Source organism: Pseudonocardia sp. N23 (assembly GCF_002583555.1).
In the GTDB taxonomy this organism is placed as follows: Bacteria; Actinomycetota; Actinomycetes; order Mycobacteriales; family Pseudonocardiaceae; genus Pseudonocardia.
In genome coordinates this window covers 131,936-157,219 of sequence record NZ_BEGX01000128.1, presented here as the reverse complement: position 1 = coordinate 157,219, position 25,284 = coordinate 131,936, and the positions used below count along the sequence as shown (strand labels likewise).

At 72.9% G+C, this 25,284-nt stretch carries 25 protein-coding genes; 17 read left to right on the top strand and 8 right to left on the bottom strand.

Annotated elements, in window-relative coordinates:
- Positions 1-64 precede the first annotated feature (64 nt).
- The gene (locus TOK_RS28830; RefSeq protein WP_098961138.1) at positions 65-820 is read right to left on the bottom strand and encodes a trans-aconitate 2-methyltransferase; all 756 of its coding nucleotides are present in this window, start codon (positions 818-820) and stop codon (positions 65-67) included.
- 112 nt (positions 821-932) lie between these two features.
- On the opposite strand from TOK_RS28830, the gene TOK_RS28825 reads away from it, so the two are divergent.
- The 6 genes from TOK_RS28825 (at position 933) to TOK_RS28800 (ending at position 7,841) form a co-directional block, all read left to right on the top strand.
- Positions 933-2,462: an ABC transporter substrate-binding protein gene (locus TOK_RS28825; protein WP_098961137.1), complete on the top strand. Its 1,530-nt coding sequence runs from the start codon at positions 933-935 to the stop codon at positions 2,460-2,462.
- Positions 2,459-3,400 carry an ABC transporter permease gene (locus TOK_RS28820; protein WP_098961136.1) on the top strand — a complete coding sequence of 314 codons (942 nt, stop codon included), beginning with the start codon at positions 2,459-2,461 and terminating at the stop codon, positions 3,398-3,400. The genes TOK_RS28825 and TOK_RS28820 overlap by 4 nt, the downstream gene beginning before the upstream one ends.
- Positions 3,401-3,473: 73 nt before the next feature.
- Positions 3,474-4,322 (top strand): ABC transporter permease subunit, encoded by an 849-nt coding sequence (locus tag TOK_RS28815; RefSeq protein WP_253258705.1) that lies wholly within the window; start codon positions 3,474-3,476, stop codon positions 4,320-4,322.
- Positions 4,322-5,683, top strand: a complete 1,362-nt coding sequence (locus tag TOK_RS28810; RefSeq protein WP_253258724.1) for an ABC transporter ATP-binding protein — start codon at positions 4,322-4,324, stop codon at positions 5,681-5,683. Before TOK_RS28815 ends, TOK_RS28810 begins: the two co-directional genes overlap by 1 nt.
- Before the next feature lie 320 nt (positions 5,684-6,003).
- Positions 6,004-7,275, top strand: a complete 1,272-nt coding sequence (locus TOK_RS28805; protein ID WP_098961133.1) for a M23 family metallopeptidase — start codon at positions 6,004-6,006, stop codon at positions 7,273-7,275.
- Positions 7,276-7,298: 23 nt separating this feature from the next.
- Entirely contained in the window at positions 7,299-7,841 is a 543-nt protein-coding gene (locus tag TOK_RS28800; protein ID WP_098961132.1) for a DUF1707 domain-containing protein, read from the top strand.
- Positions 7,842-7,904: 63 nt separating this feature from the next.
- Here the strand turns inward: TOK_RS28800 and TOK_RS28795 are convergent, their stop codons facing one another.
- Both TOK_RS28795 and TOK_RS28790 read right to left on the bottom strand, forming a co-directional pair.
- Positions 7,905-8,207 carry a hypothetical protein gene (locus TOK_RS28795; RefSeq protein ID WP_098961131.1) on the bottom strand — a complete coding sequence of 101 codons (303 nt, stop codon included), beginning with the start codon at positions 8,205-8,207 and terminating at the stop codon, positions 7,905-7,907.
- Between the two features lie 210 nt (positions 8,208-8,417).
- Positions 8,418-8,729 (bottom strand): hypothetical protein, encoded by a 312-nt coding sequence (locus tag TOK_RS28790; RefSeq protein ID WP_098961130.1) that lies wholly within the window; start codon positions 8,727-8,729, stop codon positions 8,418-8,420.
- Between the two features lie 210 nt (positions 8,730-8,939).
- On the opposite strand from TOK_RS28790, the gene TOK_RS28785 reads away from it, so the two are divergent.
- A complete protein-coding gene (locus tag TOK_RS28785; RefSeq protein WP_098961129.1) occupies positions 8,940-9,479 on the top strand; it encodes a DUF1707 domain-containing protein in 540 nt (179 codons plus the stop codon).
- An 11-nt stretch (positions 9,480-9,490) separates the two neighbouring features.
- Here TOK_RS28785 and TOK_RS28780 read toward each other — a convergent pair whose 3' ends face one another.
- Positions 9,491-10,408, bottom strand: a complete 918-nt coding sequence (locus tag TOK_RS28780; RefSeq protein WP_098961128.1) for a LysR family transcriptional regulator — start codon at positions 10,406-10,408, stop codon at positions 9,491-9,493.
- A 119-nt stretch (positions 10,409-10,527) separates the two neighbouring features.
- On the opposite strand from TOK_RS28780, the gene TOK_RS28775 reads away from it, so the two are divergent.
- Entirely contained in the window at positions 10,528-11,598 is a 1,071-nt protein-coding gene (locus tag TOK_RS28775; RefSeq protein ID WP_098961127.1) for a tartrate dehydrogenase, read from the top strand.
- A 97-nt stretch (positions 11,599-11,695) separates the two neighbouring features.
- Here the strand turns inward: TOK_RS28775 and TOK_RS28770 are convergent, their stop codons facing one another.
- Together TOK_RS28770 and TOK_RS28765 are read right to left on the bottom strand one after the other, a co-directional pair.
- The gene (locus TOK_RS28770; protein WP_172457843.1) at positions 11,696-12,640 is read right to left on the bottom strand and encodes a hydroxymethylglutaryl-CoA lyase; all 945 of its coding nucleotides are present in this window, start codon (positions 12,638-12,640) and stop codon (positions 11,696-11,698) included.
- Positions 12,637-13,863, bottom strand: coding sequence for a CaiB/BaiF CoA-transferase family protein (locus TOK_RS28765; RefSeq protein ID WP_098961126.1), 1,227 nt, complete (start codon positions 13,861-13,863; stop codon positions 12,637-12,639). Before TOK_RS28765 ends, TOK_RS28770 begins: the two co-directional genes overlap by 4 nt.
- Positions 13,864-14,109: 246 nt before the next feature.
- Here TOK_RS28765 and TOK_RS28760 point away from each other — a divergent pair, with 246 nt between their 5' ends.
- The 4 genes from TOK_RS28760 to TOK_RS28745 all read left to right on the top strand — a co-directional run bounded on the left by TOK_RS28760 (position 14,110) and on the right by TOK_RS28745 (position 18,017).
- On the top strand, positions 14,110-14,742 hold the full coding sequence (locus tag TOK_RS28760; protein ID WP_098961125.1) for an RNA polymerase sigma factor: 633 nt from the start codon (positions 14,110-14,112) through the stop codon (positions 14,740-14,742).
- Positions 14,739-15,530, top strand: a complete 792-nt coding sequence (locus TOK_RS28755) for an anti-sigma factor domain-containing protein (protein WP_141566600.1) — start codon at positions 14,739-14,741, stop codon at positions 15,528-15,530. Before TOK_RS28760 ends, TOK_RS28755 begins: the two co-directional genes overlap by 4 nt.
- Positions 15,531-15,738: 208 nt before the next feature.
- Positions 15,739-17,208, top strand: a complete 1,470-nt coding sequence (locus tag TOK_RS28750) for a molybdopterin-dependent oxidoreductase (RefSeq protein ID WP_306305174.1) — start codon at positions 15,739-15,741, stop codon at positions 17,206-17,208.
- Positions 17,209-17,330: 122 nt separating this feature from the next.
- Positions 17,331-18,017 (top strand): fasciclin domain-containing protein, encoded by a 687-nt coding sequence (locus TOK_RS28745; RefSeq protein WP_253258704.1) that lies wholly within the window; start codon positions 17,331-17,333, stop codon positions 18,015-18,017.
- Between the two features lie 161 nt (positions 18,018-18,178).
- On the opposite strand, the gene TOK_RS28740 is transcribed toward TOK_RS28745, so the two are convergent.
- Together TOK_RS28740 and TOK_RS28735 are read right to left on the bottom strand one after the other, a co-directional pair.
- The gene (locus TOK_RS28740) at positions 18,179-19,450 is read right to left on the bottom strand and encodes a PP2C family protein-serine/threonine phosphatase (RefSeq protein WP_098961122.1); all 1,272 of its coding nucleotides are present in this window, start codon (positions 19,448-19,450) and stop codon (positions 18,179-18,181) included.
- 128 nt (positions 19,451-19,578) lie between these two features.
- Positions 19,579-21,021, bottom strand: a complete 1,443-nt coding sequence (locus TOK_RS28735; protein ID WP_098961121.1) for an amidohydrolase family protein — start codon at positions 21,019-21,021, stop codon at positions 19,579-19,581.
- 180 nt (positions 21,022-21,201) lie between these two features.
- Here TOK_RS28735 and TOK_RS28730 point away from each other — a divergent pair, with 180 nt between their 5' ends.
- The 5 genes from TOK_RS28730 to TOK_RS28710 all read left to right on the top strand — a co-directional run bounded on the left by TOK_RS28730 (position 21,202) and on the right by TOK_RS28710 (position 25,278).
- Complete coding sequence (locus tag TOK_RS28730; RefSeq protein WP_098961120.1) at positions 21,202-22,008, top strand: IclR family transcriptional regulator C-terminal domain-containing protein; 807 nt, start codon at positions 21,202-21,204, stop codon at positions 22,006-22,008.
- Positions 22,009-22,078: 70 nt separating this feature from the next.
- The gene (locus tag TOK_RS28725) at positions 22,079-23,257 is read left to right on the top strand and encodes a CaiB/BaiF CoA-transferase family protein (protein WP_098961119.1); all 1,179 of its coding nucleotides are present in this window, start codon (positions 22,079-22,081) and stop codon (positions 23,255-23,257) included.
- Positions 23,254-24,066 carry a citryl-CoA lyase gene (locus TOK_RS28720; RefSeq protein WP_098961118.1) on the top strand — a complete coding sequence of 271 codons (813 nt, stop codon included), beginning with the start codon at positions 23,254-23,256 and terminating at the stop codon, positions 24,064-24,066. Before TOK_RS28725 ends, TOK_RS28720 begins: the two co-directional genes overlap by 4 nt.
- Positions 24,059-24,922, top strand: a complete 864-nt coding sequence (locus TOK_RS28715; protein ID WP_098961117.1) for an extradiol ring-cleavage dioxygenase — start codon at positions 24,059-24,061, stop codon at positions 24,920-24,922. The genes TOK_RS28720 and TOK_RS28715 overlap by 8 nt, the downstream gene beginning before the upstream one ends.
- Entirely contained in the window at positions 24,919-25,278 is a 360-nt protein-coding gene (locus TOK_RS28710) for a hypothetical protein (RefSeq protein ID WP_098961116.1), read from the top strand. Before TOK_RS28715 ends, TOK_RS28710 begins: the two co-directional genes overlap by 4 nt.
- The last annotated feature ends 6 nt before the right edge of the window (positions 25,279-25,284 follow it).

The following is a 25,284-nucleotide window of genomic DNA, read 5'->3' as shown; positions in this document are numbered from 1 at the left end:
GCGGCGCCCGGTCGCGCACGACTGGTCGCCGCCCGGGCACGAGCCGTCCCGCGTGACGGCGGGGTCAGCGGATGCCGACGATGACCCTGTCGTCGCCCTGCTGCCACACGGTGCCGGTCTCGGCGAACCCGGCGTCGCGCAGGAATGCCAGGTAGTCGTGGACGGTCGGCTTGTCGTCGACGACGTGGTCGAACCCGCCGGCGCGGGCCTCCACGAGCTCGGCGAGCTCGGGGGCCTCGTCGACGGCGCGCCACCACGCCTGCCAGTCCTCGGGCCGGTCGGCGCCGGTCCGGGCCGCCTGCCGTGCGGTGAGGACCTTGGCGAGCGCGTCGAGCCGCGGTCCCGCCTCCCCTTCGTAGAGGTGGTCGCCGTCGACGAACACCCCGCCGGGAGCGACCTCGGCACCGCAGCGGGAGATCAGGGCGCGCAACGGTTCCCGGTTCATCCAGTGCAGCGCCGTGGTGCTGACGAACGCGTCCGGCGCCCGGTCGAGGCCCAGCGTCTCGAACCAGCCGTCCTCGCGCAGGTCACCCGCGACGGTGCGCAGCCGGTCGGAGCCGTGGGCGAGGTCGGCGAGGCCACGGAGCAGGGGATCGGCGTCGACACCGACGACGCGCGCACCCGGGATGCGCTCGAGCAGCCGGACGGCGAGCGACCCGGGGCCGATGCCGAGGTCGACGACCAGCGGGTCGGGCCGTTCGACGATCTCCTCGACGACGTCGGCGATCACCGCGAACCGCTCCTCGCGGTCGGGCATGTAGTGCTCCTGCTGGCGGTCCCAGCGGTCGAGCCAGTACAGGGCCCGCTCACGGGTGAGCATCCGTGCGCCTCCTCGAATCTCCGGAGTGACCCGGACAACACTTGATCGGGTGTTCATGTGGGTGATCCTACGATTCGTCAGTTCTCGCCCCTGATGTCCGGAGGTTCCACCGATGTCCTTGTCCCGACGCTCCTTCCTCGCCGGCGTCGCCGGTGCGGGTGCCGTCGCCGCTCTCGCCGCCTGCTCGAGCGGCAGCGACGCAGGAGGTGGGGCCGGACAGCGCGGCGGCCGGCTGCGGGCCGCGTTCGTCGCGGGTGGGTCGACGGAGTCGCTCGACCCGGCCAAGCTGCCGCAGTTCGTCGACCAGTCCCGTGCCAAGGCCTGTTTCGACACGCTGGGCCGCTGGGAGCAGGACATGTCGTGCACGCCGCGGCTCGCGGAGTCGTGGGAGTCCGACGCGACCGGCACCCGGTGGAACATCAAGCTCAAGAAGGCCACCTTCCACGACGGCCGTCCGGTGCGCTCGGCCGACGTGCTCTACACCTACCGCCGCGTCGCCGACCCGGCCACGACCGCGAGCGCCGCGGCGCTGTTCAAGACCGTCGACTTCGCCGCGAGCCGCGCCGTGAGCGACACCGAGCTGGAGATCGTGCTCGGCGCGCCCAACTTCCTGTTCCCCGTCGCGCTCGGCGCCCTGGGCAGCGAGATCGTGCCCGAGGGCACGACAACCTTCACCGCGCCCATCGGGTCCGGGCCGTTCAAGTTCGTCTCGTTCACCCCCGGCGGCCCCGCGCTCTACGCGCGCAACGACGCCTACTGGGACGGCGCCCCCCTGCTCGACGAGCTCGAGTTCCTCCCGATCGCCGACGAGAGCGCCCGCGTGGGCGCCCTGCTGTCCGGGCAGATCGAGTACGCCCACGACATCCGCGCGACCAGCGCCCAGCAGCTGGAGTCCGACTCCCGCGCGAAGGTCCTCACCGCGCCGCTCGCGGCGTTCCAGTTCCTCTACGTCAAGCACGACCGGCCGCCGTTCAACGACCCGCGGCTGCGTCAGGCGCTCGTCCTCGGCATCGACCGTGAGGCGCTGGCCCGTGTCGCGCTGCTGGGCCGCGGCCGGCCGGGCAACGACATGTTCGGCAAGGGCCTGCAGTACTACCCGGACTCGGTGCCGCAGCGCACCCGCGACGTCGAGAAGGCGACGTCGCTCGTCCGGGAGTCCGGGGTCACCACCGTCGAGCTGTCCACCGGCGTCACCGACCCGTCGTGGGCCTCGGCGACCCAGCTGATCGTCGCCCAGCTCGCGGAGATCGGGCTGACCGTGCAGGTCAAGACCGTGCCGCCGGAGACCTACTTCGCCGACGTCCGCAAGAACGCGACCATGCACTTCGGCCGCACCGGAACGCTGCCGATCCAGAACTGGATCGCCACGACCCAGCTGTCGACGATGCTCGCCAACAGCTTCAGCAAGAACAACGACCCCGAGATCGACCGCCTCTACGACCAGGCCCTCGCGAGCCCCGACGAGGCCACCCGCACCACCGCGATCGGCGCCATCCTGACCCGCGTCCACGATTCCGTCGCCGCCCCGATCTGGGGCATCAGCGACTGGAACGTCGGCGTCAGCGCGAACGTGCAGGGCCTGCAGGGCTACCGGCCGAACACCTACGACTGGGCGAACTTCAGCAAGGCGTCGCTGGGGTGATCACACGGGCCGGGGTCCGGACCGGCTTCGCGGTGCTGCAGCTCGTCGCCGTGGCGGTGGGCGTCTTCGTGCTGACGACGTTCCTGCCCGGCGACACCGCCGACGTCGTTCTCGGACCCCTGGCCACCGTCGAGCAGATCGACACACTGCGCATCCAGCTCGGCCTCGACCGCCCTGTCGGGGAACGCTTCCTCGACTGGGCGGGCGGGCTGCTGCACGGCGACTTCGGCACCTCGCTCGCGACGGGGCAGCCCGTCGTGGACGACCTGGCGGCACGGCTCGGGGTGACCGTCGTGCCGGCCGTCCTCGCGGTCGTCGTGCTGGTCCCGCTCGCCGTCGCCCTGGGCAGCTACGGCGGCCGCCACCCCGGCTCGCCCGCCGACCGGATCATCACCGCGACGACGACCGTCGCCCAGGCCGTCCCCGACTTCGCGCTCGGCCTGCTGCTCGTCGCGCTGTTCGCGCTGCACCTCGGCTGGCTGCCGGCGACCGCGGCCGGCACCGTCGGACTCGCCGGGCTCACCGCCGCGATGCTGGTGCTGCCCGTCGCAATCCTGGTGTCCAACCAGCTCGGCCGCCTCGCCCGGCAGGTGCGGATCGGGGTCGTGGAGGCCGACGCCGCCGAGCACGTCGTGCACCTGCGCCGCCTCGGGCTCGACGAACGGACCGTCCTGCTGCGCCACGTCCTGCCCGGCGGTGTGGTGCCGTCGGTGCAGCAGTTCGCCCGGACCGTCGACGGCCTGCTCGGCGGGGTGATCGTCGTCGAGGCACTGTTCGCGCTGCCCGGCGTCGGGTCCGGGTTCGTGCAGGCGGTGCAGAACCGCGACCTGCCCGTCGTCCAGGGCTACGCGCTGCTGTTCGCGCTGACGACGGTCGTGGTCAACCTGGCCGCCGACCTCGTCTCGGCGCGGCTCGTCCCGCAGGCGGTGCGCCTGTGACCGCGCGGGGTCTCACCGTGGCTGCAACGGCGTCCCCGGCTGCAACGGCGTCCCTCGCTGTATCGGTGTCGCTGTGACGGTGCTGGGGATCGAGACGCCGCCCGTCGTCCGCCGGCGGGCCCGCCGCCGCGGCCGGGTCACCCGGCGCGTGCTGCGGGTGCTCGGGATCGTGCTCCTCGCGGTACCGCTGCTCGCGGCGGTCGCCGGCCCGCTGTTCGCCCCGTCCACCGCCGCGGGTGACGTCCCCCTGCAGGACCCCGGTCCCGGGCACCTGCTGGGCACCGACGTCCTCGGCCGCGACCTGCTCGGGCTGCTGCTGCAGGGCGGCACGACCGTCGTCACCCTCACCGTGGCCTCGCTGCTGCTCGCGTACCTGGTCGCGACGCCGATCGGGCTGGTCGTGGCCGCGCGCGGGCGGATCGTGGAGACGGTCACGATCGGCCTGCTCGACGTGCTCCTCGCGCTGCCGTCGCTGCTGGTCCTGATGGTCCTGGCGGCCACCGGGCGGCGCAGCGTCGTCTGGCTGGTGCTCGCGGTGGCGTTCGTGCAGCTGCCCTACGTCGTGCGGCTGGTCCGCGGCGCCGCAGCCGCACCCGCGTGTCTCGCGGCGCTGGAGACCATGACGATGACGGGCGAGCCGTGGTGGCGGGTGCGGATCGTCGAGACCGGCCGCCGGGTGCTGCCCCCGACGATCGTCGACGCCACGACCCGGGTGACCGGCGTCGTCGGGCTGCTGTCGTCGGCGAACTTCCTCGGCGTCGGGCTCGACCCGCTGGTCGTCGACTGGGCCGTGGTCGTCGACCAGAACATGACGGCGCTGTTCCTGCGCCCGTCGGTGGTGCTGCTGCCGGCCGCGCTGCTCGTCGCCCTGTGCGCGGGCACGAACCTGCTGGTCGACGACCTGTTGGAGCGCCGGTCGTGATGCTGCTGGAGGTCACCGGCCTGTGTGCCGACGCGGGCGGCAACCGCATTCTCGACGACGTCGACCTCGTCCTCGGACGCGGCGAGGTGCTGGCGGTCCTCGGCGACTCGGGCGCGGGCAAGAGCACCCTGGGCCTCGCGCTGCTGGGCGAGTCGGCCCCCGGCGTGGACCTGTCGGGCGAGGTCGGTCGCCCGGGTGCGGTCGCGCTCCTCCCACAGCACCCGGGCGCGGTGCTCGACCCCGTCCGTCGCGTCGGCCCGGTGCTGCGCGAGCTCGCCGCGCTGCGCCACCGCGACCGCGCCGCCCGCACCGCCGCCGTCGTCGAGGCGTGCGCGTCCGCCCGGTTCGACCCGGACCTGTTGCGCCGCTTCCCGCACCAGCTCTCCGGAGGGCAGGCCCAGCGCGCGGCGCTGGCACAGACCCTCGTCACCGGGCCCGCAGTCCTCGTCCTCGACGAACCCACCACCGGACTCGACCCGGCGACGTCCGCGGAGCTCGTCGAGCGCCTCCACGCGGTGCGCGCCGACGGGACCGCTCTGGTCCTGCTCACCCACGACGTCGACGTCGCACGGGCACTGGGCGGGCGCGCCATCCGCCTGGAACACGGCCGGGTCGTCGCCCGCGGGACCGTCGCCGAGCTTCTCGGGCCTCCTGTGCCGCACCAGGTTCCGGCAGGGCGGCCCGCCGGCGAGGTGCGGCTGGAGGTCCGCGGCCTCGCCATCGCCGACCGCACGGGACGCCCGATCCTGCACGGCGTCGACCTCGACGCGGGCGCCGGGGAGATGCTCGCCGTCGTCGGGCTCTCCGGCGCCGGCAAGACGACGCTCGGCCGCTGCGTCGCCGGGCTCGCCGGCGCCCGTGGCACCGTCCGCGTCGACGGCGAGCTGCTCCCCGCAAGGATCGGCCGCCGCACCCGCGCCCAGCGCCGGGCCGTCCAGTACGTCCACCAGGACCCGCGCGCCACGTTCCTCGCCCATCGGCCCGTCATCGACCAGGTCGCCCGGCCCGCGGTGCTGCTGCGCGGCGTGAACGCCGAGGCAGCGCGCGCCGAGGCCGGCTCCCTGCTCGCCCGCCTCGGCCTCGCCGCGGAGGTCGCCGCGCGGCTGCCGCGCACGCTCTCGGGTGGCCAGCTGCAGCGCGCCGCGGTCGCCCGCGCGCTGGTCGTGCACCCGAGCGTCCTGGTGTGCGACGAGGTCACCTCGGCCCTCGACGCGGCGCACCGCGACCATCTGCTGACCGCGATCGACGCGCTGCGCCACGACCACGACACGACGGTGCTGCTGATCAGCCACGACCTGCCGCTGGTCGAACGCGTCGCGGACCGGGTGGCCGTCGTCGAGGACGGGCGGGTGCGGAGCTAGACGGCGGTCCCGGGCGCCGCGACCAGCCCGCTCCCGCGCGACCGCCCGCCCCACCGACGCGATCAACGCCGGACAGCGCATCCGTGTCTTCGGCTCCAGCCGCGGCAGCGCCCGGTACAGCAGGACGTCACCCGACGATCGTGCGCCGTCCGCCATCGCAGCGCCTCGTGGGCTGCGGCACACACGCTCCGCGACCGGTTCGCGGTCGATCCTCGACCACCCGAGTTGTTCGCGTGGGGATCCCGTCCCGAGATCTTCCCGTCGCGGCGAACCGCACATACGCTCTGGCCGGGTCGGGGGGGCCCGCTCTGGAGGCATGGATGCCCGCTCGTCGCCGTCTGGCCCGTTCGCTCGCTGCGGTCCTCGTCGCTCCCGTCGTCCTCGCCGCGTGCTCCGGCGCGCCCACTGCCCCGCCCTCCGCGCCGCCGTCGGCCCCGCCCTCGGTCCCGGCGGGCGGGATCGACCCGTCGACGGCGTTCACCCCGGTCTCCGCGTCGACGCTCACCACCCCGGCGCCCGTCACCGGGACCGACGGCAGGACCCACCTCGCCTACGAGCTGTTGCTCACCAACGCCAGCCCGGCGCCGCTGAGGCTCGACAAGGTCGACGTCCTCGACGCGGGCAGCCAGGACGTCCTGCTGTCGCTCAGCGGCCCGACGCTCGTCGCGGCGAGCAACCTGCTCGGCGGCGACACCGGCGACGAGGGCACCGCCGAACCCACCGCCGTCGGCAGCCCGATCCCCGGCTCGGCCACGGCCGTCGTGTGGCTCGACGTCACCGTCGACGGCGCCCCGCCCGCCGCGCTCATCCACCGCGTCGCCGCCACCATGACGACCCCGGCCGGTGACCGGCCGCTGGAGTCCACTGTCGGCCGTGTCGACGTCAGCACCGCGACAGCGCCGGTCCTCGGCCCGGTCATGGCAGGCGGCCCCTGGTACGCCAGCGACGGCTGCTGCCTCGACGACACCCACCACCGTCGCGGCCTCGCCCCCCTCAACGGCAGGCTCCTCGTCCCGCAGCGCTACGCGATCGACTGGTACCTGCTCGACGACCAGCACCGCGCCTGGACCGGCGACCCCAGCAAGCTGACCAGCTTCTACGCCTACGACAAGCCCGCGCTCGCGGCGGCGGACGGCGTCGTCGTCGACGCGACCGACGGCTTCGCCGAGACGACGTCGCTGCCCGAGCCGCCGCCGCTGCCGCCGATCAAGGAGACTGTCGGCAACCACGTCACCGTCATGATCGCGCCCGGCGTCTACCTGCTCTACGCGCACTTCAAGACGAACACCGTCGCGGTGAAGACCGGTCAGGTTGTCGAGCGCGGTGACGTCCTCGGGCACATCGGCAGCTCCGGCAACTCCACGGCGCCGCACCTGCACTTCCAGGTCATGACGGAGCCGACGTTCTTCCCGACCGACAGCACCCCGTTCGCCTTCGACTGTTTCCGGGTCGACGGCCAGGTCACCGCACGCATCTGGGACGACGTGCTGGCCCTGCAACCGGACCCCGTGCTGCCGTACGCGGCGTCGAGCGACACCGGCCAGCGCCGGGCGCAGATGCCGCTGGACCGCAACGTCATCACGTTCTGCTGAGCCCGGCTGGGTAGTGTGGAGGTGTGGGGGAGGAGATCGCGCCGCGGGACCTGCGGGTCTCCCACGCCGAACGCGAACACGTCGCGGGCCTGCTGGCGGCGCACTTCGAGGCCGGCCGGCTGAGCCCCGACGAGTACGAGGCGCGCAGCTCGGCCGCCGCCGTCGCGGTCACGCGGGCCGACGTCAACCGGCTGCTGCTCGACCTCCCCGGCGCCGAGGCGGTGCGCTCGCGGGAGATCCTGGAATGGAGCAGCAACCACGGCGACCTCAAGCGCAGCGGCGACTGGCTCGTCCCCGCGCGGATCGTCGTGCGTTCCCATTTCGGCGACGTGAAGCTCGACTTCCGCACCGCCCGCTTCATGACCTCGGTCGTCACCGTCGAGGTGGACATGTGGGTCGGTGACGTCGACCTGCGGCTGCCCCCGGGCGGGACCGTCGACGTCGACGAGGTCCGTACCCACGTCGGGTCGGTCAAGGACAAGGTCGGCCCGACGGTGGTCCGCGGCGACCCGCACGTGGTCCTCCGCGGCCGGCTCTACGTCGGGGACGTCAAGACCCGCGCCTGATCAGCGGTCGACGGGCTCGGCGGTCGACCGGCTCAGCGGTCCATGGGCCAGCGGTCCATGGGCTCAGCGGTCGGTGGGGGCGGTGCCGGTGAACGACGGCGCCGGGACGAACCCGGCCTCGTCCAGCGGGCGCTTGCCCGTCCGGTGGTCGTGCATCCGGCTGTCCAGCATCCACAGGGCCCCGGCCAGCGTCAGCAGGCCCACCGCGAGGGCGACGTGCACCGTGGTGGCGCAGACGATCGCGATGCCGGCGCCGACGAGCAGGGCGGCCAACCGGACGGCGGGGTGCCGGCGAGCGGGCTGCGGGGCCTCGGGGGGTTCGGGCTGGGCGGTGGCGGTGACGGGCGGTGTGACGGTGGCGTTCATGATCCGGTCTCCGATCCGTGCTGGTGGGGGCTGTTCCCCGATGACCCGATGGTCGTCGCGATCGCGCCCCGGCACCGTCGGCCGGGCGCCTGGTGCGGGGGACGACTCCGGTGTCCGTCGATCGGAGGACAGGCGCGGAGCAGACCCGGGACATGCCTCGGGCCCGGCACGGAGGCCGGGCCCGGAGAGGCGTGCGGGGTCGTCGTGGGGTCAGCGCACGATCGGCAGGTTCCCCGCCATCGGGGCCGACGGGCGGAACTGCTCCAGCCGCAGCGGGCGACGCCCCGACCGGTGACCCTGCACGATCGCGCCGACGACGAAGAGCAGCGCGGCGAGCATCAGGAACAAGACGGCGGTCGCGGTGTGCGCGCTCGTGCCGAGAGCGATGGCGAGGCCGGCGCCGACCAGGAGCGCGACGCCGCGCGCGGCGTGCTGGCCGACCGTCCGAGTGGCGGACCCCGTGGCAGCCGCGGTGCGGTCGATGGGGGCGAAGGGGTTGGTGGGGGTGACGGGCGTGTCCATGATCCGGTCTCCGATGCTGTGACCCGGGGTGTTTCCCCGATGCCTCGAGGTTCGTCCGGAGTGGGCTCCGACGCCGTCGGGTCGTCGGCCGATGTTCCGGACGACGTCGGCATCCACCGATCGGTGGTCCCCTCCCGGGGAACGCCCCGGAGCCCTTCTCAGGGTCGGTCCCGGATGCCCGTGGTGTGCTGCGTCCCTAGCGTTTCTCCCATGACGGACGAGATCGCACCCCAGGACCTGCGTGTCTCCCACGAGGAGCGCGAGCACGTGACGAGGCTGCTCGCGGCCCACTTCTCGGAGGGCCGGCTCACCGTCGCGGAGTACGACGAGCGGACCGGCGCGGCGGCGTCCGCGGTGACGCGGGCCGACCTCAACCGGCTCCTGCTCGACCTCCCCGGCGCCGAGGGTGTCAGGGCCCGGGAGGTGCTGGAGCTGTCCACCACCGCGGGCGACCTGAAGCGTGACGGGGCGTGGACGGTGCCGCCGAAGGTGATGGTGCGCAGCAGGTTCGGCAACGCGAACCTCGACTTCCGCAACGCCCGGTTCACGACGCCGGTGGTCACGGTCGAGGCGGACCTCCTCGTCGGCGACCTCGAGATCCGGCTCCCGAAGGGCGCGACGGTCGACCTGGACGACGCGGGCACGACCGTCGGCAACGTCGTCGACAAGATCGGGCCGTCGGTGGAGCGCGGCATGCCGCACGTGGTGGTCCGCGGCGGGCCGTGGATGGGCAACGTCCGGGTCCGCTGACCCGGACCGGATCAGACGGCCGTCGCGGCGCCGAGCCTGCGGTCGAGCTCCGCGGCGAGGTGGTCGAGTGCGGCGGCGGCGCGACGGGAGAGGTGGCGGCCGACGGGGTGGATGGCGACGACGTCGGCGCGCGGAGTGGGGACCTCGCGCAGGACGCGGACGAGGACGCCGTCGCGCAGCAGGGGCCCGACGTGCCAGAGCGAGCGCATGAGCAGCCCGTGTCCGTCGACGCACCAGCGGGTGGCGACGTCGCCGTCGTTGCTGATCATGGTGCCGGGGACGCGGACGGTGGTCTCGTCGCCGTCGGTGCCGAAGCGCCACACGGTGTGGTCGGTGTCGATCTCGCGGATGACGATGCAGTGGTGGCCGGCGAGGTCGGTCAGGGTCTGCGGGGCGGCGTGCTCGGCGAGGTAGCGCGGCGAGGCGCAGACGACGCGCCGGTTGGGCAGCAACGTCCGGGTGCGGACGGCGGAGTCGTCGCGGCTGCCGACGCGGATCGCGAAGTCGAACGGGCTGCCGGCGACGTGCAGCGGCAGATGGGACAGCTCGAGCTCGAGGGAGACGCCCGGGTGCTCGGCGGCGAACGCGCCGAGCGCGGGTGCGACGTGGGAGCGGCCGAGGCCCATGGTGCAGTGCACGGCGACACGTCCGCGCAGGGCGCCGCGGCGATGGCCGACGTCCTCCTCCAGGTCGCTGATCAGGGGGAGCAGCCGCGCGGCGCCGGCGGCGTAGCGCTCGCCCTCGTCGGTGAGGCTGAGGCGCCGGGTGCTGCGCCGGACGAGCTGCGCGCCGAGGCGGCGTTCCAGGTGGGCGAGGCGTTTGCTGACCGCCGAGGTGGACACGCCCCAGCGCCGGGCGGCCTCGGTGAGCGTGCCTGCGGCGGCGATGCCGTCGAAGAACTGGAGGTCGTCGCGATCGGGGAGATCCACCTCGCCACCCCTTTCTTTCGAGCGACGCAAGGGTGTTGGGCCGGATCGCGCCTGGAACTGCTGTTTCGTGCCGCCTAGGCTACAGACGGCAGTGACGCCGACCCCTGAGAGGAACCGCTGTGACGACGCACCGCATCGCTGTGATCCCCGGTGACGGCATCGGCAAGGAGGTCGTGCCGGAGGGGGTGCGGGTGCTGCGCGCGGCGTCGGCGGCCTTCGGGTTCGACGTCGAGCTGGCCGACTTCGACTTCGCGTCCGCCGACCACTACCAGCAGCACGGCACGATGTTGCCCGACGACTGGTTCGACATCCTCCGTGGTTTCGACGCGATCTTCTTCGGGGCGGTGGGCTGGCCGGAGGTCGTCCCGGACCACGTGTCGCTGTGGGGGAGCCTGCTGCAGTTCCGCCGCCGGTTCGACCAGTACGTGAACCTGCGCCCGGTCAAGCTGCTCGACGGGGTGCGCAGCCCGCTGGCCGACCGCAGGCCCGGCGACGTCGACTTCCTCGTCGTCCGCGAGAACACCGAGGGCGAGTACTCCAGCGTCGGCGGCAAGATGTTCGAGGGCACCGACCGCGAGACCGTGCTGCAGGAGACGGTGATGACGCGCGTCGGCGTCGACCGGATCCTGAAGTACGCCTTCGAGCTCGCGCAGGCCCGCCCGGCGCGGCACCTCACGTCGGCGACCAAGAGCAACGGCATCTCGATCACCATGCCGTACTGGGACGAGCGGGTCGTCGAGGCGGCCGCCGGTTACCCGGACGTGCGCGTGGACAAGTACCACATCGACATCCTGACGGCGCAGTTCGTGATGAACCCCGACCGTTTCGACGTCGTCGTCGCCAGCAACCTGTTCGGCGACATCCTCTCCGACCTCGGCCCGGCCTGCACCGGCACGATCGGCATCGCGCCCAGCGGCAACATCAACCCCGAGCGCACCTACCCGAGCCTGTTCGAGCCCGTGCACGGGTCGGCCCCCGACATCGCGGGCAAGGGGATCGCCAACCCGGTCGGCCAGATCTGGTGCGTCTCGATGATGCTCGAGCACCTGGGCGAGACCGAGGCCGCTGTGGCGGTGATGGGCGCGATCGAGACGGTCCTGGCCCGCGGTGGCGACGCCCTCACCCCGGACATGGGTGGCAACGGGACGACGTCGGGGCTCGGTGCCGCGGTCGCGGCGGAGCTCGGCTGACCTCAGGCCGGGGATCACCCGGGCGATGATCGTGTGCACAGGCGACGGCCGGTCCGACACCCGGCGATGGGACCCCTTTCGCCCGGACGGACGCGGGTCAGCCGACGCGTGACCCGGCTGCGGCGAGGTGGGCGGCCGTCCAGGGGAAGGCGTCGGCCTTCGATCCGATGCCCTGCACCGTCCGGGACCGGTTGGGCTCGTCGAGCTCGGCGAGCAGGCCGGTCGACAGCGCGGCGACGCCGACCAGTGCGGCCGGATCCAGCCACGACGGGCGCAGCGCGAACAGCAGGTCCTCGGTGGCGGCGTTGCCGCTCGCGCCCGGGGCGAACGGGCAGCCGCCGAGGCCGCCGAGCGCACCGTCGACGACCTGCGCACCGGCCGCGACCGCGGCGAGTGTGTTGGCGACGCCCTGCCCCCACGTGTCGTGGCCGTGGAACACGATCCGCCGGTCGGGGCGCTCCCGGTGCACCCGGCCGACCAGCCCGGACACCTCGGCGGCCGCGGCCTGGCCGAGCGTGTCGCACAGGACGACGTCGGCGGCGCCCTCGGTGCGCTGGTCGTGCACGATCGCCAGCACCCGGTCGGGGTCGACGGGCCCGTCGAACGGGCAGGTGAACGCGGTCGCCAGGCACAGCTGGATGCGTCCACCCGCGGCGAGGGCCGTCTCGACGGCCTCCGGCATCGCGGCGAGGCTGGCGTCGGTGCCGCGGCCGATGTTGGCGCGGTTGTGGGCGTCGGACACCGACAGGCAGTACTGCACGTTGCGCGCGCCGGCGTCGACCGCGCGGGCGACGTGGCGCGGCGTGGCCACCCAGATCCAGCAGCGCTCCAGCTCCTCGGGCGTCAGCGCGGCGACGACCTCGAGCGTGTTGGCCAGCGGCGGCACGAGGTCGGGCCGGGCCAGCGAGCCGATCTCGAGGCTGGGCACACCGAGCGCGAGCAGCTCGCGGGCGATCTCGACCTTGCGCCCGGCCGGCAGCGTCTTGCCGGTGAGCTGCAGCCCGTCGCGCAGGGTCACGTCGCGCAGGATCACGTCGGTCATCGGGAACCTTCCGGCTGGTCGGCGGGGGTCATGCCGATCTCGGCGAGCACCTCTGCGGTGTGTGCCCCGAGGTCGGGGCCGAGATGATGCACCGGCAGCGACTCGTGACCGATGACCGGCACGATCCCCGGGAAGCCGACGCGGCGCGGGGCATCCTCGCCGGTGTCGACGTCGAAGTACTGGATCATGTTGCGCGCCTTGAACTGTGGGTCGTCGACGATGTCGGCGGCGGTGTAGATCGGGCCCGCAGGGACCCCGGCCTCGTCGAGTGCGGCGAGCGCGTCGGCGCGGGGGAGGGTCGACGTCCACGCCCCGATCGCGTCGTCCAGCTCGTCGCGGCGGGCCCAGCGCTCGGCATTCGTCTGCAGCGACGGGTCCTCCCCGAGGTCGGGACGTCCGGCCGCGGACATCAGCCGCCGGTAGATGCCGTCGCCGTTGCCCGCGACGACCACCGACGACCCGTCGGCGCACGGGTAGGCGTTGGACGGGGCGATGCCCTCCATCCGCCCGCCGACCCGCTGCCGGTCGACCCCGTACGCGAGGTGGTCGGGGACGAGGGACTCCATCACCGACAGGACGGCCTCGTTGAGTGCGACGTCGATGGTGCGCGAGACGAGAGCGGGCCGGGCGCCGCCGCGGCGGTTCTCCCGCTGGAACAGGGCCATCACGACACCGAACCCGGCATAGAGGCCGGCGATGGAGTCGCCGATCGACACGCCTGTGCGCGACGGCGGCCGGTCCGGCTCGCCGACGAGGTCGCGCAGCCCGCCCATCGCCTCGGCCACGGCCGCGAACCCGGGGCGCTCGGACATCGGCCCGGTCTGCCCGAACGCCGAGATGCGGGACACGATCACGTCGGGGTTGACGGCGTCGAGATCGGCCGGGCCGAGCCCCCACTTCTCCAGGGTGCCGGGCCGGAAGTTCTCCAGCACCACGTCGCAGCCGGCGACGAGCCGCAGCACCGCGTCCCGGCCCTCGGGGCTGCGCAGGTCCAGCACGATCGACTTCTTGCCGCGGTTGATCGTGCGGTACAGCATCGAGGTGTCGCCCGCGTAGAGCCGCCAGTTGCGCAGCTCGTCGCCGGTCCGTGGGCGCTCGACCTTGATCACCTCGGCGCCGAAGTCCGCGAGCAGCCGCCCAGCCGTGGGAGCCGCGATGTAGTTCCCCAGTTCGAGCACCCGGACCCCCTCGAGCGGGAGGGTGAGGCCTTCGGCGGCGGGCATCGGTCTCCTTCGGTGGTTCGGCGTCGCCCGGTCAGACGACGAGCGACAGCGTGGTGATCAGCGTGATACGGCCCGACCTGCGCCGTCGATCGCCATTCACATCGTGGAGCATAAACCCATGAAGTGGGTCGTGCGAAGCGTTGATGGGCAGGTCCGGTCGTCGTCGGCGCGGGCGGACCGTCGCGTCTGCTCCCGTCCTCCCACATCGAGGACGCCCGACCGAACCGCTCGTGGCCGCAGCAGCGAATGTCCCGCGTGGATCATCCGAGAACGGCGGCGCGCGCCCGACAGCTCGGCGTACCGGCGGGATCGGACGAGGCGTTGCTCGCCGACGTCGCCGCGGGTCTGCCGGACGCGCTCGGCGCGCTCTACGACCGGTACGGCAGGCGGGCATGGTCGTTGGCGCGCAGGATCTGCGGTGACGACGCGCTTGCCGAGGACGCCGTCCAGGAGGCGTTCCTCGGGGTGTGGCGGGGCGCGGCGCAGTTCGATCCCGCCCGCGGCCGGATGTCGACGTGGCTGCTCACCCTGGTGCACCACCGGGCGGTCGACCTGGTCCGCCGAGAGCAGTCGCAGCGCCGGCGCACACTCGACCTCGACGAGGCGGACCTGCCCGACGAGCCGGCAGCCGAGGAGACCGCGATCGACGCGGTCGTGGCCGGCTCCGTCCGGGACGCCCTGGGGGCGCTGCCCCGCGACCAGCGCGAGGTACTGGCCCTGGCCTACTTCGGCGGCTACACCCAGCGTGAGGTCGCGACCCTGACCCGGGTGCCGCTGGGCACCGTGAAGTCGCGGACGTTCGCGGCGCTGGCCCGGCTGCGCATCACGCTCGCGGGTACCCGGCTGTCGGGTGTCGACGGCGCCGGGGAGGACCGTTGAGCACGACGAGGCCACCCTGCGCGATGAGCCGGCACGTCGCGGGACATGCGTTGCACGCCCTGGAGCCCGTCGACGAGCTGGCGGTGCTCGCGCACCTGGAACGCTGCGCGGAGTGCGCCGGGGCGCTGCGCAGGCACCGCGAGGTGCTCGGGGTGCTGGGCGGTGCCGCGCCCGACATCGCGCCCCCCGCCGACCTGCGAGAACGCATCCTCCGGGCGGCGGGCGGGGAACCGGCCCCGCGGAGCATCCGGGAGGACCACGAGGTCGCGCGACCGACCCGCCCGCGGCCGAGCCGGGTCCGGTCCGCCGGATCGGGGCGTCGCCGGTTGGTCGCGGGGCTCGCCGCGGCGGCGGTGGCCATCACCGTCGCCGGCCTGGCGGGCCAGGCGACCGACCTCGCGGGGCAGCGCGACAGCGCGGCCGCGCAGGCCCGGGACCTTGGGCGCATCGTGACCGGGCTCGACAGCCCCGGGAGCGCCCGCGCCACCCTCACCGACGGCCACGGCACCCCCGTCGCGGCGGTCGTCGCCGGGCCCGGCTCCGTACAGGTCGTCTCCGTCGATCTGCCGACGAACGACGCCACCCACGACGTCTACGTGTTGTGGGGCCTCGACGCCGCCGGCGATCCGCGGGCGATCGGCACCTTCGACGTCGGGCCCACGGGCCCCGAGGTCGAGGGGTTCGCCGCGATGCCGTGGATGACGGGGTACGCGATCTCGGTGGAGCCGGGCCGCACCCCGCCGCGTACCCCCAGTCAGGTCGTGGCCAGCGGCCGGGTCGTCCTCTGACATTCGCAGAATCGAACCGGAAAGGCGTCGGGGACGAACCACTGAGGTGACCCTGACATCGTCCCCCGATACCGCCGCAGTGCCCGACCGTGCGCGAATTCCGTGGCTGTACGCGGTGGCACTCGGAATTCTCTCGGTGGGCGCCGCGCTGGGTTTCGGAAACCTCGTCGCGGGGGTCTTCCTCCCGTCGTCGTCACCATTCCTTGCGGTGGGTGACACGGTCATCCGGTTCTCGCCGGAGCCGCTGACCGAGTTCGCCAAGACCACCTTCGGCACCGCGGACAAGCCGATCCTGCTCAGCGGCATGGCGGTGGTGATCGCGGTCGTGGCGGCGGTGGCCGGGCTCGCCTCGCGGCGCCGCCCCGGACCGGGACTCACCGTGGTCGTGGTCCTGGGGCTCGCGGGGACCGCAGCGGTGGTGTTCGGGCCGGCGTTCCGCCCGGTCGCGCTGGTCGCTCCGGTCGTGGCGCTGCTCGTCGGGGTCGCGACGTTCCTGTTCCTGCACCGCGTGGCGCAGCGGCCCACGCCCCCTGCGGCCGCGCGGGCTCCGCGTAACGTCACTCCCGCCGTCGAGTCACCGCCGTCGCGGTCGATGAAGCGTGGGGTCGCCCTCGGCCGGCGCAGCGTGCTCTTCGGCGCCGTCGCGGTGGCCGCGCTCGCCGCGGGCGGCGCGAGCCTGCTGCTCGGTAGCGGTATCGCCGACGCCCGCCGGGTCGTGACGGAGCGGCTCGCCCGCGTCCGGCTCGTCGAGACGGCCCCGCCGATCCCGGCGAACGCGGACTTCGCCGCACTCGGCACGCCGACGTTCCTCACCCGCAACGCCGACTTCTACCGCATCGACACCGCGCTGCAGGTGCCGCAGCTGACCGCGGACGACTGGTCGCTGAACATCCACGGCATGGTCGGCCGCGAGACCGCGCTGACCTTCGACGATCTGATGAGCCGGCCGCTGGTCGAGCGGACGATCACGATGACCTGCGTGTCCAACCCGATCGGCGGCGAGCTGGTCTCGACGGCCAACTTCGTCGGGGTCGACCTGCGCGACCTGCTGCTCGACATCGGCGTCCGGCCCGGCGCCGACCAGATCTTCACCACCAGCAGCGACGGCTGGACCACCGGCACGCCGACCGACGTGGTGATGGAACCCGACCGTGGGGCGATGCTCGCGGTCGGCATGAACGGTGAGGCGCTGCCCCCGGAGCACGGCTTCCCCGTCCGGATGCTCGTGCCCGGCCTCTACGGCTACGTCTCGGCGTGCAAGTGGATCGTCGACATGGAGCTGACGACGTTCGGTGCCCGCCGCGGCTACTGGTACCAGCGTGGCTGGGCGCAGAAGGCGCCGATCAAGACCCAGTCCCGCGTCGACCGCCCCGCCGGCTTCGCCACGATGCCCGCCGGCACCGTGACGTGCGCCGGGATCGCCTGGTCGCAGTCCACCGGGGTGGGGCGCGTCGAGGTCCGCATGGACGGCGGCCCCTGGCGCGACGCCACCCTCACGACCGCGGTGAACGGGAGGACCTGGCGGATGTGGCGGATCGACTTCGAGCTCGCTGCCGGGAGCCACACCGTCCAGACCCGGGCCACCGACCTGGCCGGCCGCACCCAGGTCGAGACCCGTACCGATCCCATCCCGGACGGGGCATCGGGCTGGCCCGCAACAATTTTCAACGTCACCTGATCGGGGTCGAACCGACTCGGCCCGAATTTCGATGGCGAAATTTCTTCGAACCGTTGCGGCACCCGCCGCGAATGCTGTGTGAATGGCTCGGGAGAACCGGGCCGCGACTCCAGGAGAACCCCGTGAAGAAGCCTTTCAGGATTGCCGCGATCGGTGCTCTCGCCGCTCTGACGGTCACGCTCGCCGCTTGTGGCTCCAGCTCGACCGGCGCCGGCACGACGGCCTCCGCGCCGGCCTCCGCCTCGGCGCCCGCCTCCGCGTCGGCGTCTGCCGCCGCCTCCTCGGGCGTGACCACCAACGCCGACGTCTTCGGCCCGGCGTGCAACATGCTCCCGCAGGGTGACGCCCCCGGTTCGCTGAACAACATGGGCCCGCAGCCGGTCGCCACCGCCGCGAGCACCAACCCGCTGCTGACCACGCTCGTCACCGCCGTCGGCAAGGTCCCCGGCCTGGCCGACACCCTCAACAGCCAGAAGGCGATCACCGTCTTCGCGCCCTACAACGGCGCCTTCGACGCCGTGCAGACCGCGCTGGGAAGCCAGGCCTTCAACGACCTGCTCGCCAACCCGACCCAGCTCGGCGGCCTGCTCAGCTACCACGTCGTCCCGCAGCGTTACGACGCCAAGGGCCTCGTCGCCGCCGGTACGACCACCGAGCTCGCGGGTGGCACGCTGAAGATCGGCGGGACCCCCGAGGCCCCGACCGTGACCGATGGCAAGGGCAACACCGCGAACATCCTGTGCGGCAACATCCCGACCTCGAACGCCACCGTGTTCGTGATCGACAAGGTGCTCATGCCGGCCAGCTGATCGCCGACCGCTGAAGGGGCGGGCACCGGGGGAACCCGGCGCCCGCCCCTTCGTCGTCCGTCCGAACCGATGTCGTGGGTCCGCTCGAACACCGGGTGTACCGGCGGAGCCGGGCCGGGGGCCGCACGGACTCCGCCGGTACACCGACGGCCTCGTACGGGTCAGGGCCGGGGCCGGACGACGACGACCCCCGCGTCGTCACCGATTCCGCCACGGGCGTGGGCGTGGGCGGCGTCGAGCAGGCCGTGCACGGTGTCTTCGGCGCCGGACTCCGGGTCCGTCGCCCCGAGCACCCGTGCGATTCCGCCCTCGTCGAACTGGTCCGGGTCGCCGGCGCGGTGGGCCTCGGAGACGCCGTCGGTGTACAACACGAGGCGGTCCCCGACGTCGAGCTCCACCGACTCCGTCGCGACCTGCGCCTTGTCCAGGACACCGAGGACCTGACCGCCGCCCGCGAGCATCTCCACGGTGCCGTCGCCGCGGTGGACGAACGCCGGCGGATGCCCGGCACTCGCTACCGTCACGGCCCAGGGCCCGGACGACGCCGGGCGGGTGAACACGGCGTACACGACGGTGACGAACCCGATCCGGCCGCCGAACCAGACGTGCAGCACCTCGTCGAGCGTCCGCAGCACCGCCGCCGGCCCGGGCTCGGAGTGCGCGGCGGTGCGGACCGCGGACCGGGCCAGCGCCGTGGTCCGCGCGGCCTCCGCGCCCTTGCCCGACACGTCGCCGATGACGACGCCGAACCCGCCCGGCACCGGGAAGACGTCGTAGAAGTCGCCCATCACCCCGACGCCCGTGCCCCCGGGCCGGAACTGGGCGGCGATGTCGGCCCCCGCCTGCTGCGGCGGGAACTCCGGGCGCAGGCTCTGCTGCAGGATGTCCGCCAGCCGGTCCGCCTCGTGCAGCGCGAGCCGCAGGGTGATCTCGTTGCCGGCGGTCAGGGCGAGGTTGCGCAACGTCTCGCGGTGCAGGTCGCTCCATCTCCGCACGACGGAGTCCATCGCGCACAGGTTGGCCAGCACGTGGCCGCTGGGCCCCCGCACCGGCACCCCGATCCAGGACGCGGCGCTGAACTGGTTTATCTGGGGGAGGTCGCGCAGCCGGGCGTCGAGGCTGACGTCGTCGACGCAGACCACGTCGCCGCTGTCGACGACGAGGTGGCATGCTGCGTCCTCGACGGGACTCTCGTAGGTCCCGTCGGGGCCGACCAGCAGCTCCGGGGTCGGGGCGCCCTTGAGGAACGACCGGACGTCGTCGACGACGGTGAGGGCCACCATCGGGGTGTCGAGGACGATCGAGGCGAGCCTGGTGATCCGGTTGAACGCCTCCTCCGGGCCCGTCTCCAGCAGCCGGGTGAGGTGGACGGCTGCGACACGCTCGGGAGAGAGCACGCCGGTCTTCCCGCAGGTACGCGCACTGTCGGTCATCGGGGCCTTCGTTCCGCGGGGCCGTTCGTGTCGCCGGTCGCCGCGAACGTCGTCGACCGGCCGTCAGTGTGTCAGGGACGGCCGGGCACGGCGAGGCGACGCCGCAGGCAGCGCGGCGCAGGTCCCGGCTACCGCCGATGCGTCGCGTCGCTGCGGAAGTCGGTGTAGGTGTACGGGTTGTCGAGCACCTTCGTCTCCGGGACGTCGGGGTTCATGCCCTTCTCCCACGCCTCGTCGCCGAGCGTCGAACGCAGGTGATCGACGCTCTCCTCCGCGGTCCGCCGCAGCGCCGCCATGTCGACGTCGACGAGCCTGCCGTCGCGCTTCACGATCCGGCCGTCGACCAGCACGGTGTGGACATCGCCGCGCTGGGCCTGGAAGGCGACGTGGCCGTAGGGGTTGAGCAGTGGGAACGAGACCGGCGAGTGGTCGTTCCTGATCAGGACGAGGTCCGCCTTCTTCCCGACCTCGACGCTGCCGAGGTCCGCCTCGCGACCGAGGGCGCGGGCACCACCGAGGGTGGCCCACTCGACGACCTGCTCGGCACGCAGCGAGGAGTGCGTGACGGTGTCGCCGGTCGCGTGCGCCTCCAGGTGCTCGCGGGAGCGGTCGGCTCCGAGCGTGGAGCGCATGGCGGAGAACAGGTCGCCGCTCCACCAGACCGTGGTGTCCATCGACAGCGAGACCGGGATGCCGTGCGCCCGCAGCGCCCACGTGGGCGGGTAGCCCTGCCCGGCGCTCTGCTCGCTCTCGGTAGAGACCGAGACCGAACCGCCCGTGGCGGCGATGCGGTGGTAGCTGTCGGGGGACAGCGTGGCGCTGTGCACGTAGACGGTCTCCGGCGTCATGAACCCGTTGTCGTGCATGAGCTTGATGCCGTCGTCGCCGGTCGCGCCCCAGACGCCGGCGTGCGTGGTGACGGGGACGCCGAGGTCGCGTGCGACCTCGAAGGCGGGCTTCTCGGGGAACGCGGGGTCGCCGGTGACGTCGAAGGCCAGCTGGAAGCCGAGCGTGCCACCGGTGCCGCGGCGGGCGACGAAGTCGCGGAACTCGGGCGTGCCCGTCCAGTTCGCAGGCGCGTCCTGGATGTTGCCGTAGGCCAGGACGAACCGGCCGGGCAACGACTCCAGCGCGTCGGCGGCCGCGTCGGCGTGGGCGACGGTCTGCAGCCCGTGTGACCAGTCGACGGTCGTGGTCACGCCCGCCTCGAGCGCCTCGACGCCGCCCAGCAGGTTCCCGGCGTGGACGTCCTCCGGCCGGAAGACCTTGCCCCACTCCAGGTAGTACCAGACGAAGTACTGGGTGAGCGTCCAGTCGGCTCCGTAGCCGCGCATGACCGTCTGCCACATGTGCCGGTGGGTGTCGATCATGCCGGGCATGACGATGCCGCCCGCGGCGTCGATCTCCTCGGTCCCGGCGGGTACCTCGAGCCCGACGCCGATCGCCGCGATGCGGTCGTCCACGACCAGGACGTCGTGGCCGGTCAGGACGCGGTGGGCCGCGTCCATCGTCAGGACGGTGCCGTTGCGCAGCACCACCGGACGGGACCCGCCACCTTGTTCCTGCGTCATCGATTCCCCATCCCTTCATGGCGGACTAGTGTCCGCATCGCGGCGGCACTGCTCGTTCGCAGCTTCGACCCGAGCCGCCCGGGCGTCAAGGGTGTGTTCGGCAGTGACGGGGAGAATGTCCGCGTCGGTCCGTCCGTCAGGCGGGCCGGCGTACCGCACGTGCGAGAGGAGGGGGCCGACATGCCACGCGAGGGAACGGGACCGGACTTCATCGAGGCGTTGGCCCGGGGTCTGGAGGTCATCGCGGCCTTCCGTCCGGCACGGCCGGTGCTCTCGCTGGCCGAGGTGGCCACGGCGACCGACCTCGCGCGTCCGACGGCCCGCCGGATCCTGCTGACGCTCTCGGAGCTGGGGTACGTGCGAGCCCAGGAGGGCGGGTACGCCCTCACGCCGCGGGTTCTCGAGCTCGGCGTCGCCTACGTCCGGTCGATGGGGCTGTGGGACGTGGCGCGTCCCCACCTGGAGTGCCTGGTGGAGCGGACCGGTGAGTCCTGCTCGATCGCGCAGCTGGACGGCTCGGACATCGTCTACGTCGCGCGGGTGGCCGTCCCGAAGATCGTGTCGCTCGCGGTCCAGATCGGTACCCGGTTCCCGGCGCTGCCGACGTCGCTGGGCAAGGTGCAGCTCGCCGCGCTGCCCGTCGACGAGCTGGACCGGGTGCTCGCCGAGCCCACCCGCTCCGGGCTGACGCCCCGGTGGCAGCCGGACCGCGCGGAGCGCGAGGCGTCGCTGCGGGAGGTGCGCGCACGTGGCTGGGCACTCACCGACGAGCAGCTCGCCCTGGGCATCCGGTCCGTCGCCGCACCGCTGCGCGACGGGACGGGCCGGGTGATCGCCGGGATCAACGTCAACTGCCACGCGGCGGAGACGTCGGTCGAGTACCTCGTCGACCATCACCTGCCGCTGTTGCTGCAGGCCGCGGGCGACATCAGTGCCGACTTCGCCCGGCTCTCAGAGATCCCGCACGTCACGGTGCCTGCGGGTTGACGGCCTGGGGTGACCGCCCCAGACTGATTTGGCGGACATATGTCCGTTGAGCGGACAATGGAGGTTCGACATGACCGTCAGCACCGCGGAGACACCCCGCGGAGGCCCACTGCACGGGTTGCTGGTGGCCGACTTCTCGCGGATCCTCGCGGGCCCCTACGCCACGATGCTGCTGGCGGACATGGGCGCGGAGGTGGTCAAGGTCGAGGGCCCGCGCGGCGACGACACGCGGACCTGGATGCCGCCGGTCCGCGGTGAGGTCTCGACCTACTACCTCGGCATCAACCGCGGGAAGCGCTCGATCGCGCTGGACCTGCGCGAGGAGGCCGACGCCGAGGTCGCCCGTGAGCTCGCGCGCCGCGCCGACGTCGTGATCGAGAACTTCAAACCGGGCGGGATGGCCAAGTACGGCCTGGACTTCGAAGCGGTCCGCGCGTCCAACCCCAGTGTCGTCTACGCCTCGATCAGCGGCTTCGGGTCCGGCGCCGGCCGCAACGTCCCTGGCTACGACCTCATGGTGCAGGCCATGTCCGGGCTGATGAGCCTCACCGGCGACGCCGACGGTCCGCCCTACCGGGCCGGGATCTCGGTGTTCGACGTGATGGCCGGCAACCACGCGACCATCGGCATCCTGGCCGCGCTCCACCACCGCGACGTCACCGGGGAGGGGCAGCACGTCGAGGTCAACCTGCTGTCCTCGGCGCTGACCGGGCTGGTCAACCACAGCTCGGCGTGGGCCGCGGGCGGCGTCGTCCCGTTCCGCATGGGCAACGCGCACCCCAGCCTGTTCCCCTACGAGCCCTTGCCCACCGCCGACAACGACCTGATCGTCACCGCGGGCAACGACGGGCAGTTCCGCAAGCTCTGCGTCGTGCTGGGGATCCCCGAGGTCGCCGACGACCCCCGCTTCGCCGGCAACGCCGACCGCACCGAACGCCGCGAGGAGCTCCGCCCCCTGCTCACCGAGCAGCTCGCGAAGCGCGGCGCGCTCGAGTGGTTCGAGCTGCTCACCGAGGCCGGCGTGCCCAGCGGCCCGATCAACACCATCGACGGCGGGTTCGCCATGGCCGAGCACTTCGAGCTCGACCCGGTGGTCGAGGTCGGCGAGGGCGACCGGGCGGTGCCCACCACGCGGCACCCCATCCGCTTCTCCGAGACCCCCGCCGTCTACAAGCTGCCACCCCCGGAGCTCGACGAGCACGGCGCCGAGCTGCGCACCTGGCTGACCACACCGCAGGAGAACGCGTGACCGACCGGCCCGTCTACGAGACCGCACTGGGCGCCTCCAGCCTGGAGCGGATCACCCTGCTCGGCAGTGACCTGGCCGATGACGTCATGGGTACCGTCGGCTTCGGGGAGCTCGCCTTCTGGCTCGCCACCCAGCGCCGGCCCACCCCCGGCGAGACCAGGGTCTTCGAGGCCGTCCTCGCCGCACTGGCCGACCACGGGTTCACCCCGACTGCGATCGCCACCCGGCTCACCTACCTCTCCGCGCCCGACTCCGTCCAGGGCGCGCTCGCCGCCGGCCTGCTCGGTGGGGGCTCACGGTTCCTCGGGGTCACCGAGGACTGTGGCCGGTTCCTGCACGACGTCCTCGTCTCCGTCGACGGCCCCCTCCCGGCCGACGACGCCGGCTGGGACGACCTCGCGCTGGCGACCGTGACCGCGCAGCGGGAAGCGACGAGGTTCGTCCCCGGCCTCGGGCACCACGTCCACAAGCAGGGCGACCCGCGCACCCCGCGGCTCTTCGCGATCGCGACCGAGGAGAACCTCTACGGCCCGCACCTGTCACTGTTCGCCGCGATCGGTCGCGTCCATCCCCAGGTGCTCGGAAAGACGTTGCCGCTCAACGGGGCCGGCGTCTGCGGCGCGGCACTCGCCGACCTCGGGCTCCCGATGGAGCTGCTGCGCGGGTTCGCGCTGCTCGCCCGCACCGCAGGCCTGATCGGGCAGCTCGCCGAGGAGCTGCGCCACCCCGTCGCCAACGACATCTTCCTGTCCGTGGACCTCAACAACCGGTCCGTCCCGCCCGACCCCTACGGAGGCAACCGTGGCTGAGCTGGTCGCGGTCATCGCATCGACGCACCACCCCTTCTACCACCGGGCGAGCACGTCCGTGGGGGAGGACCGGCCACCGTTCGCCGACGAGTGGGTGCGCAAGATCGAGTCGTTCCGCGAGACCCTCACCCGGGCCCGTCCCGACGTGCTGGTGATGGTCGGGTCCGACCACTTCCACCAGCTGTGGCTGGACAACATGCCGCAGTTCCTCGTCGGCAAGGCCCCGGTCTACGACGCCAACTGGCACAACGAGGAGCGCGAGTTCGGGCTGCCCCGGATGCGGCTGAATGGCCAGGAGGACCTGTCCGCGTACGTGCTGCGCGAGGGCCTCGACGCCGGCTTCGACCTCGCGTTCTCCAACGAGCTGCGGATCGACCACTCGATCACCTGCCCGATCATCACGCTGCGCCCCGAGGCGGACCTGCCGATCGTCCCGATCTACACCAACATCTTCGCCCCGCCGCTGCCCCAGCCGAAACGGTTCGTCCAGCTCGGCCGCACCATCCGGCAGCTCGTCGAGTCGTGGCCGTCGGACAAGCGGGTCGCGGTGATCGGCACCGGACACCTGTCGCTGGAGCTCGGCGGGCCGCGCCAGTTCGGCCCGCACGGACCCGACCCGCAGTTCGACCAGAAGGCCGTCGGCTGGATCGCGGGCGGCGACGTCGAGGAGTGCCTCGCCGAGGTCAGCCTCGACAGCCTGCACCTGCCCGGTAACGCCACGCACGGGTTCATGGACTTCATGCTCATGATGGGCGTCGCGGGGGCGGGGCAGAAGGCCGACTACGTCGACACCTACGACCTCTTCCACACCATGGAGGCCTACTTCACCTGGTACCCGAACGGCAGCCCCTCATGAGCAAGTACCTGCTGAACAAGTTCCTCTTCACGGTCGACCGCGACCCCGCGCTCGTCGAGCGGTACCGGGAGCAGCCGCGGGAGACCGTCACCTGGTGGGAGGCGACCGAGGCGAACCGCCTGCTCAACTGCATCGACGACGAGCGCTCCACCTGGCTCGCCTTCGACGCCGCCGAGCGGGAGGCCCTGGCCACCCACGACTACCCGGCGCTGTTCGACATGGGCGCGCACCCGTTCCTGACCTTGACGCTGTTCATCGCCATGTTCGAACGTGATCACGAGCCGATGGGCTTCCAGACCGAGTACGCGCGGCGCCTCGCCGACCGCACCCTGCCCTACCCGGACATCGCGACCTGACCACCA

What these genes read in the sequence shown, in the direction of transcription:
- TOK_RS28740 (WP_098961122.1), bottom strand. Translation starts at nt 19,450, where the DNA reads ATGACCGACAGTGCGCGTACCTGCGGGAAGACCGGCGTGCTCTCTCCC.
- TOK_RS28795 (WP_098961131.1), bottom strand. Translation starts at nt 8,207, where the DNA reads ATGAACGCCACCGTCACACCGCCCGTCACCGCCACCGCCCAGCCCGAA.
- TOK_RS28825 (WP_098961137.1), top strand. Translation starts at nt 933, where the DNA reads ATGTCCTTGTCCCGACGCTCCTTCCTCGCCGGCGTCGCCGGTGCGGGT.
- TOK_RS28770 (WP_172457843.1), bottom strand. Translation starts at nt 12,640, where the DNA reads ATGACCGACGTGATCCTGCGCGACGTGACCCTGCGCGACGGGCTGCAG.
- TOK_RS28765 (WP_098961126.1), bottom strand. Translation starts at nt 13,863, where the DNA reads ATGCCCGCCGCCGAAGGCCTCACCCTCCCGCTCGAGGGGGTCCGGGTG.
- TOK_RS28725 (WP_098961119.1), top strand. Translation starts at nt 22,079, where the DNA reads ATGACCGTCAGCACCGCGGAGACACCCCGCGGAGGCCCACTGCACGGG.
- TOK_RS28830 (WP_098961138.1), bottom strand. Translation starts at nt 820, where the DNA reads ATGCTCACCCGTGAGCGGGCCCTGTACTGGCTCGACCGCTGGGACCGC.
- TOK_RS28735 (WP_098961121.1), bottom strand. Translation starts at nt 21,021, where the DNA reads ATGACGCAGGAACAAGGTGGCGGGTCCCGTCCGGTGGTGCTGCGCAAC.
- TOK_RS28785 (WP_098961129.1), top strand. Translation starts at nt 8,940, where the DNA reads ATGACGGACGAGATCGCACCCCAGGACCTGCGTGTCTCCCACGAGGAG.
- TOK_RS28710 (WP_098961116.1), top strand. Translation starts at nt 24,919, where the DNA reads ATGAGCAAGTACCTGCTGAACAAGTTCCTCTTCACGGTCGACCGCGAC.
- TOK_RS28810 (WP_253258724.1), top strand. Translation starts at nt 4,322, where the DNA reads ATGCTGCTGGAGGTCACCGGCCTGTGTGCCGACGCGGGCGGCAACCGC.
- TOK_RS28790 (WP_098961130.1), bottom strand. Translation starts at nt 8,729, where the DNA reads ATGGACACGCCCGTCACCCCCACCAACCCCTTCGCCCCCATCGACCGC.
- TOK_RS28805 (WP_098961133.1), top strand. Translation starts at nt 6,004, where the DNA reads ATGCCCGCTCGTCGCCGTCTGGCCCGTTCGCTCGCTGCGGTCCTCGTC.
- TOK_RS28730 (WP_098961120.1), top strand. Translation starts at nt 21,202, where the DNA reads ATGCCACGCGAGGGAACGGGACCGGACTTCATCGAGGCGTTGGCCCGG.
- TOK_RS28760 (WP_098961125.1), top strand. Translation starts at nt 14,110, where the DNA reads ATGTCCCGCGTGGATCATCCGAGAACGGCGGCGCGCGCCCGACAGCTC.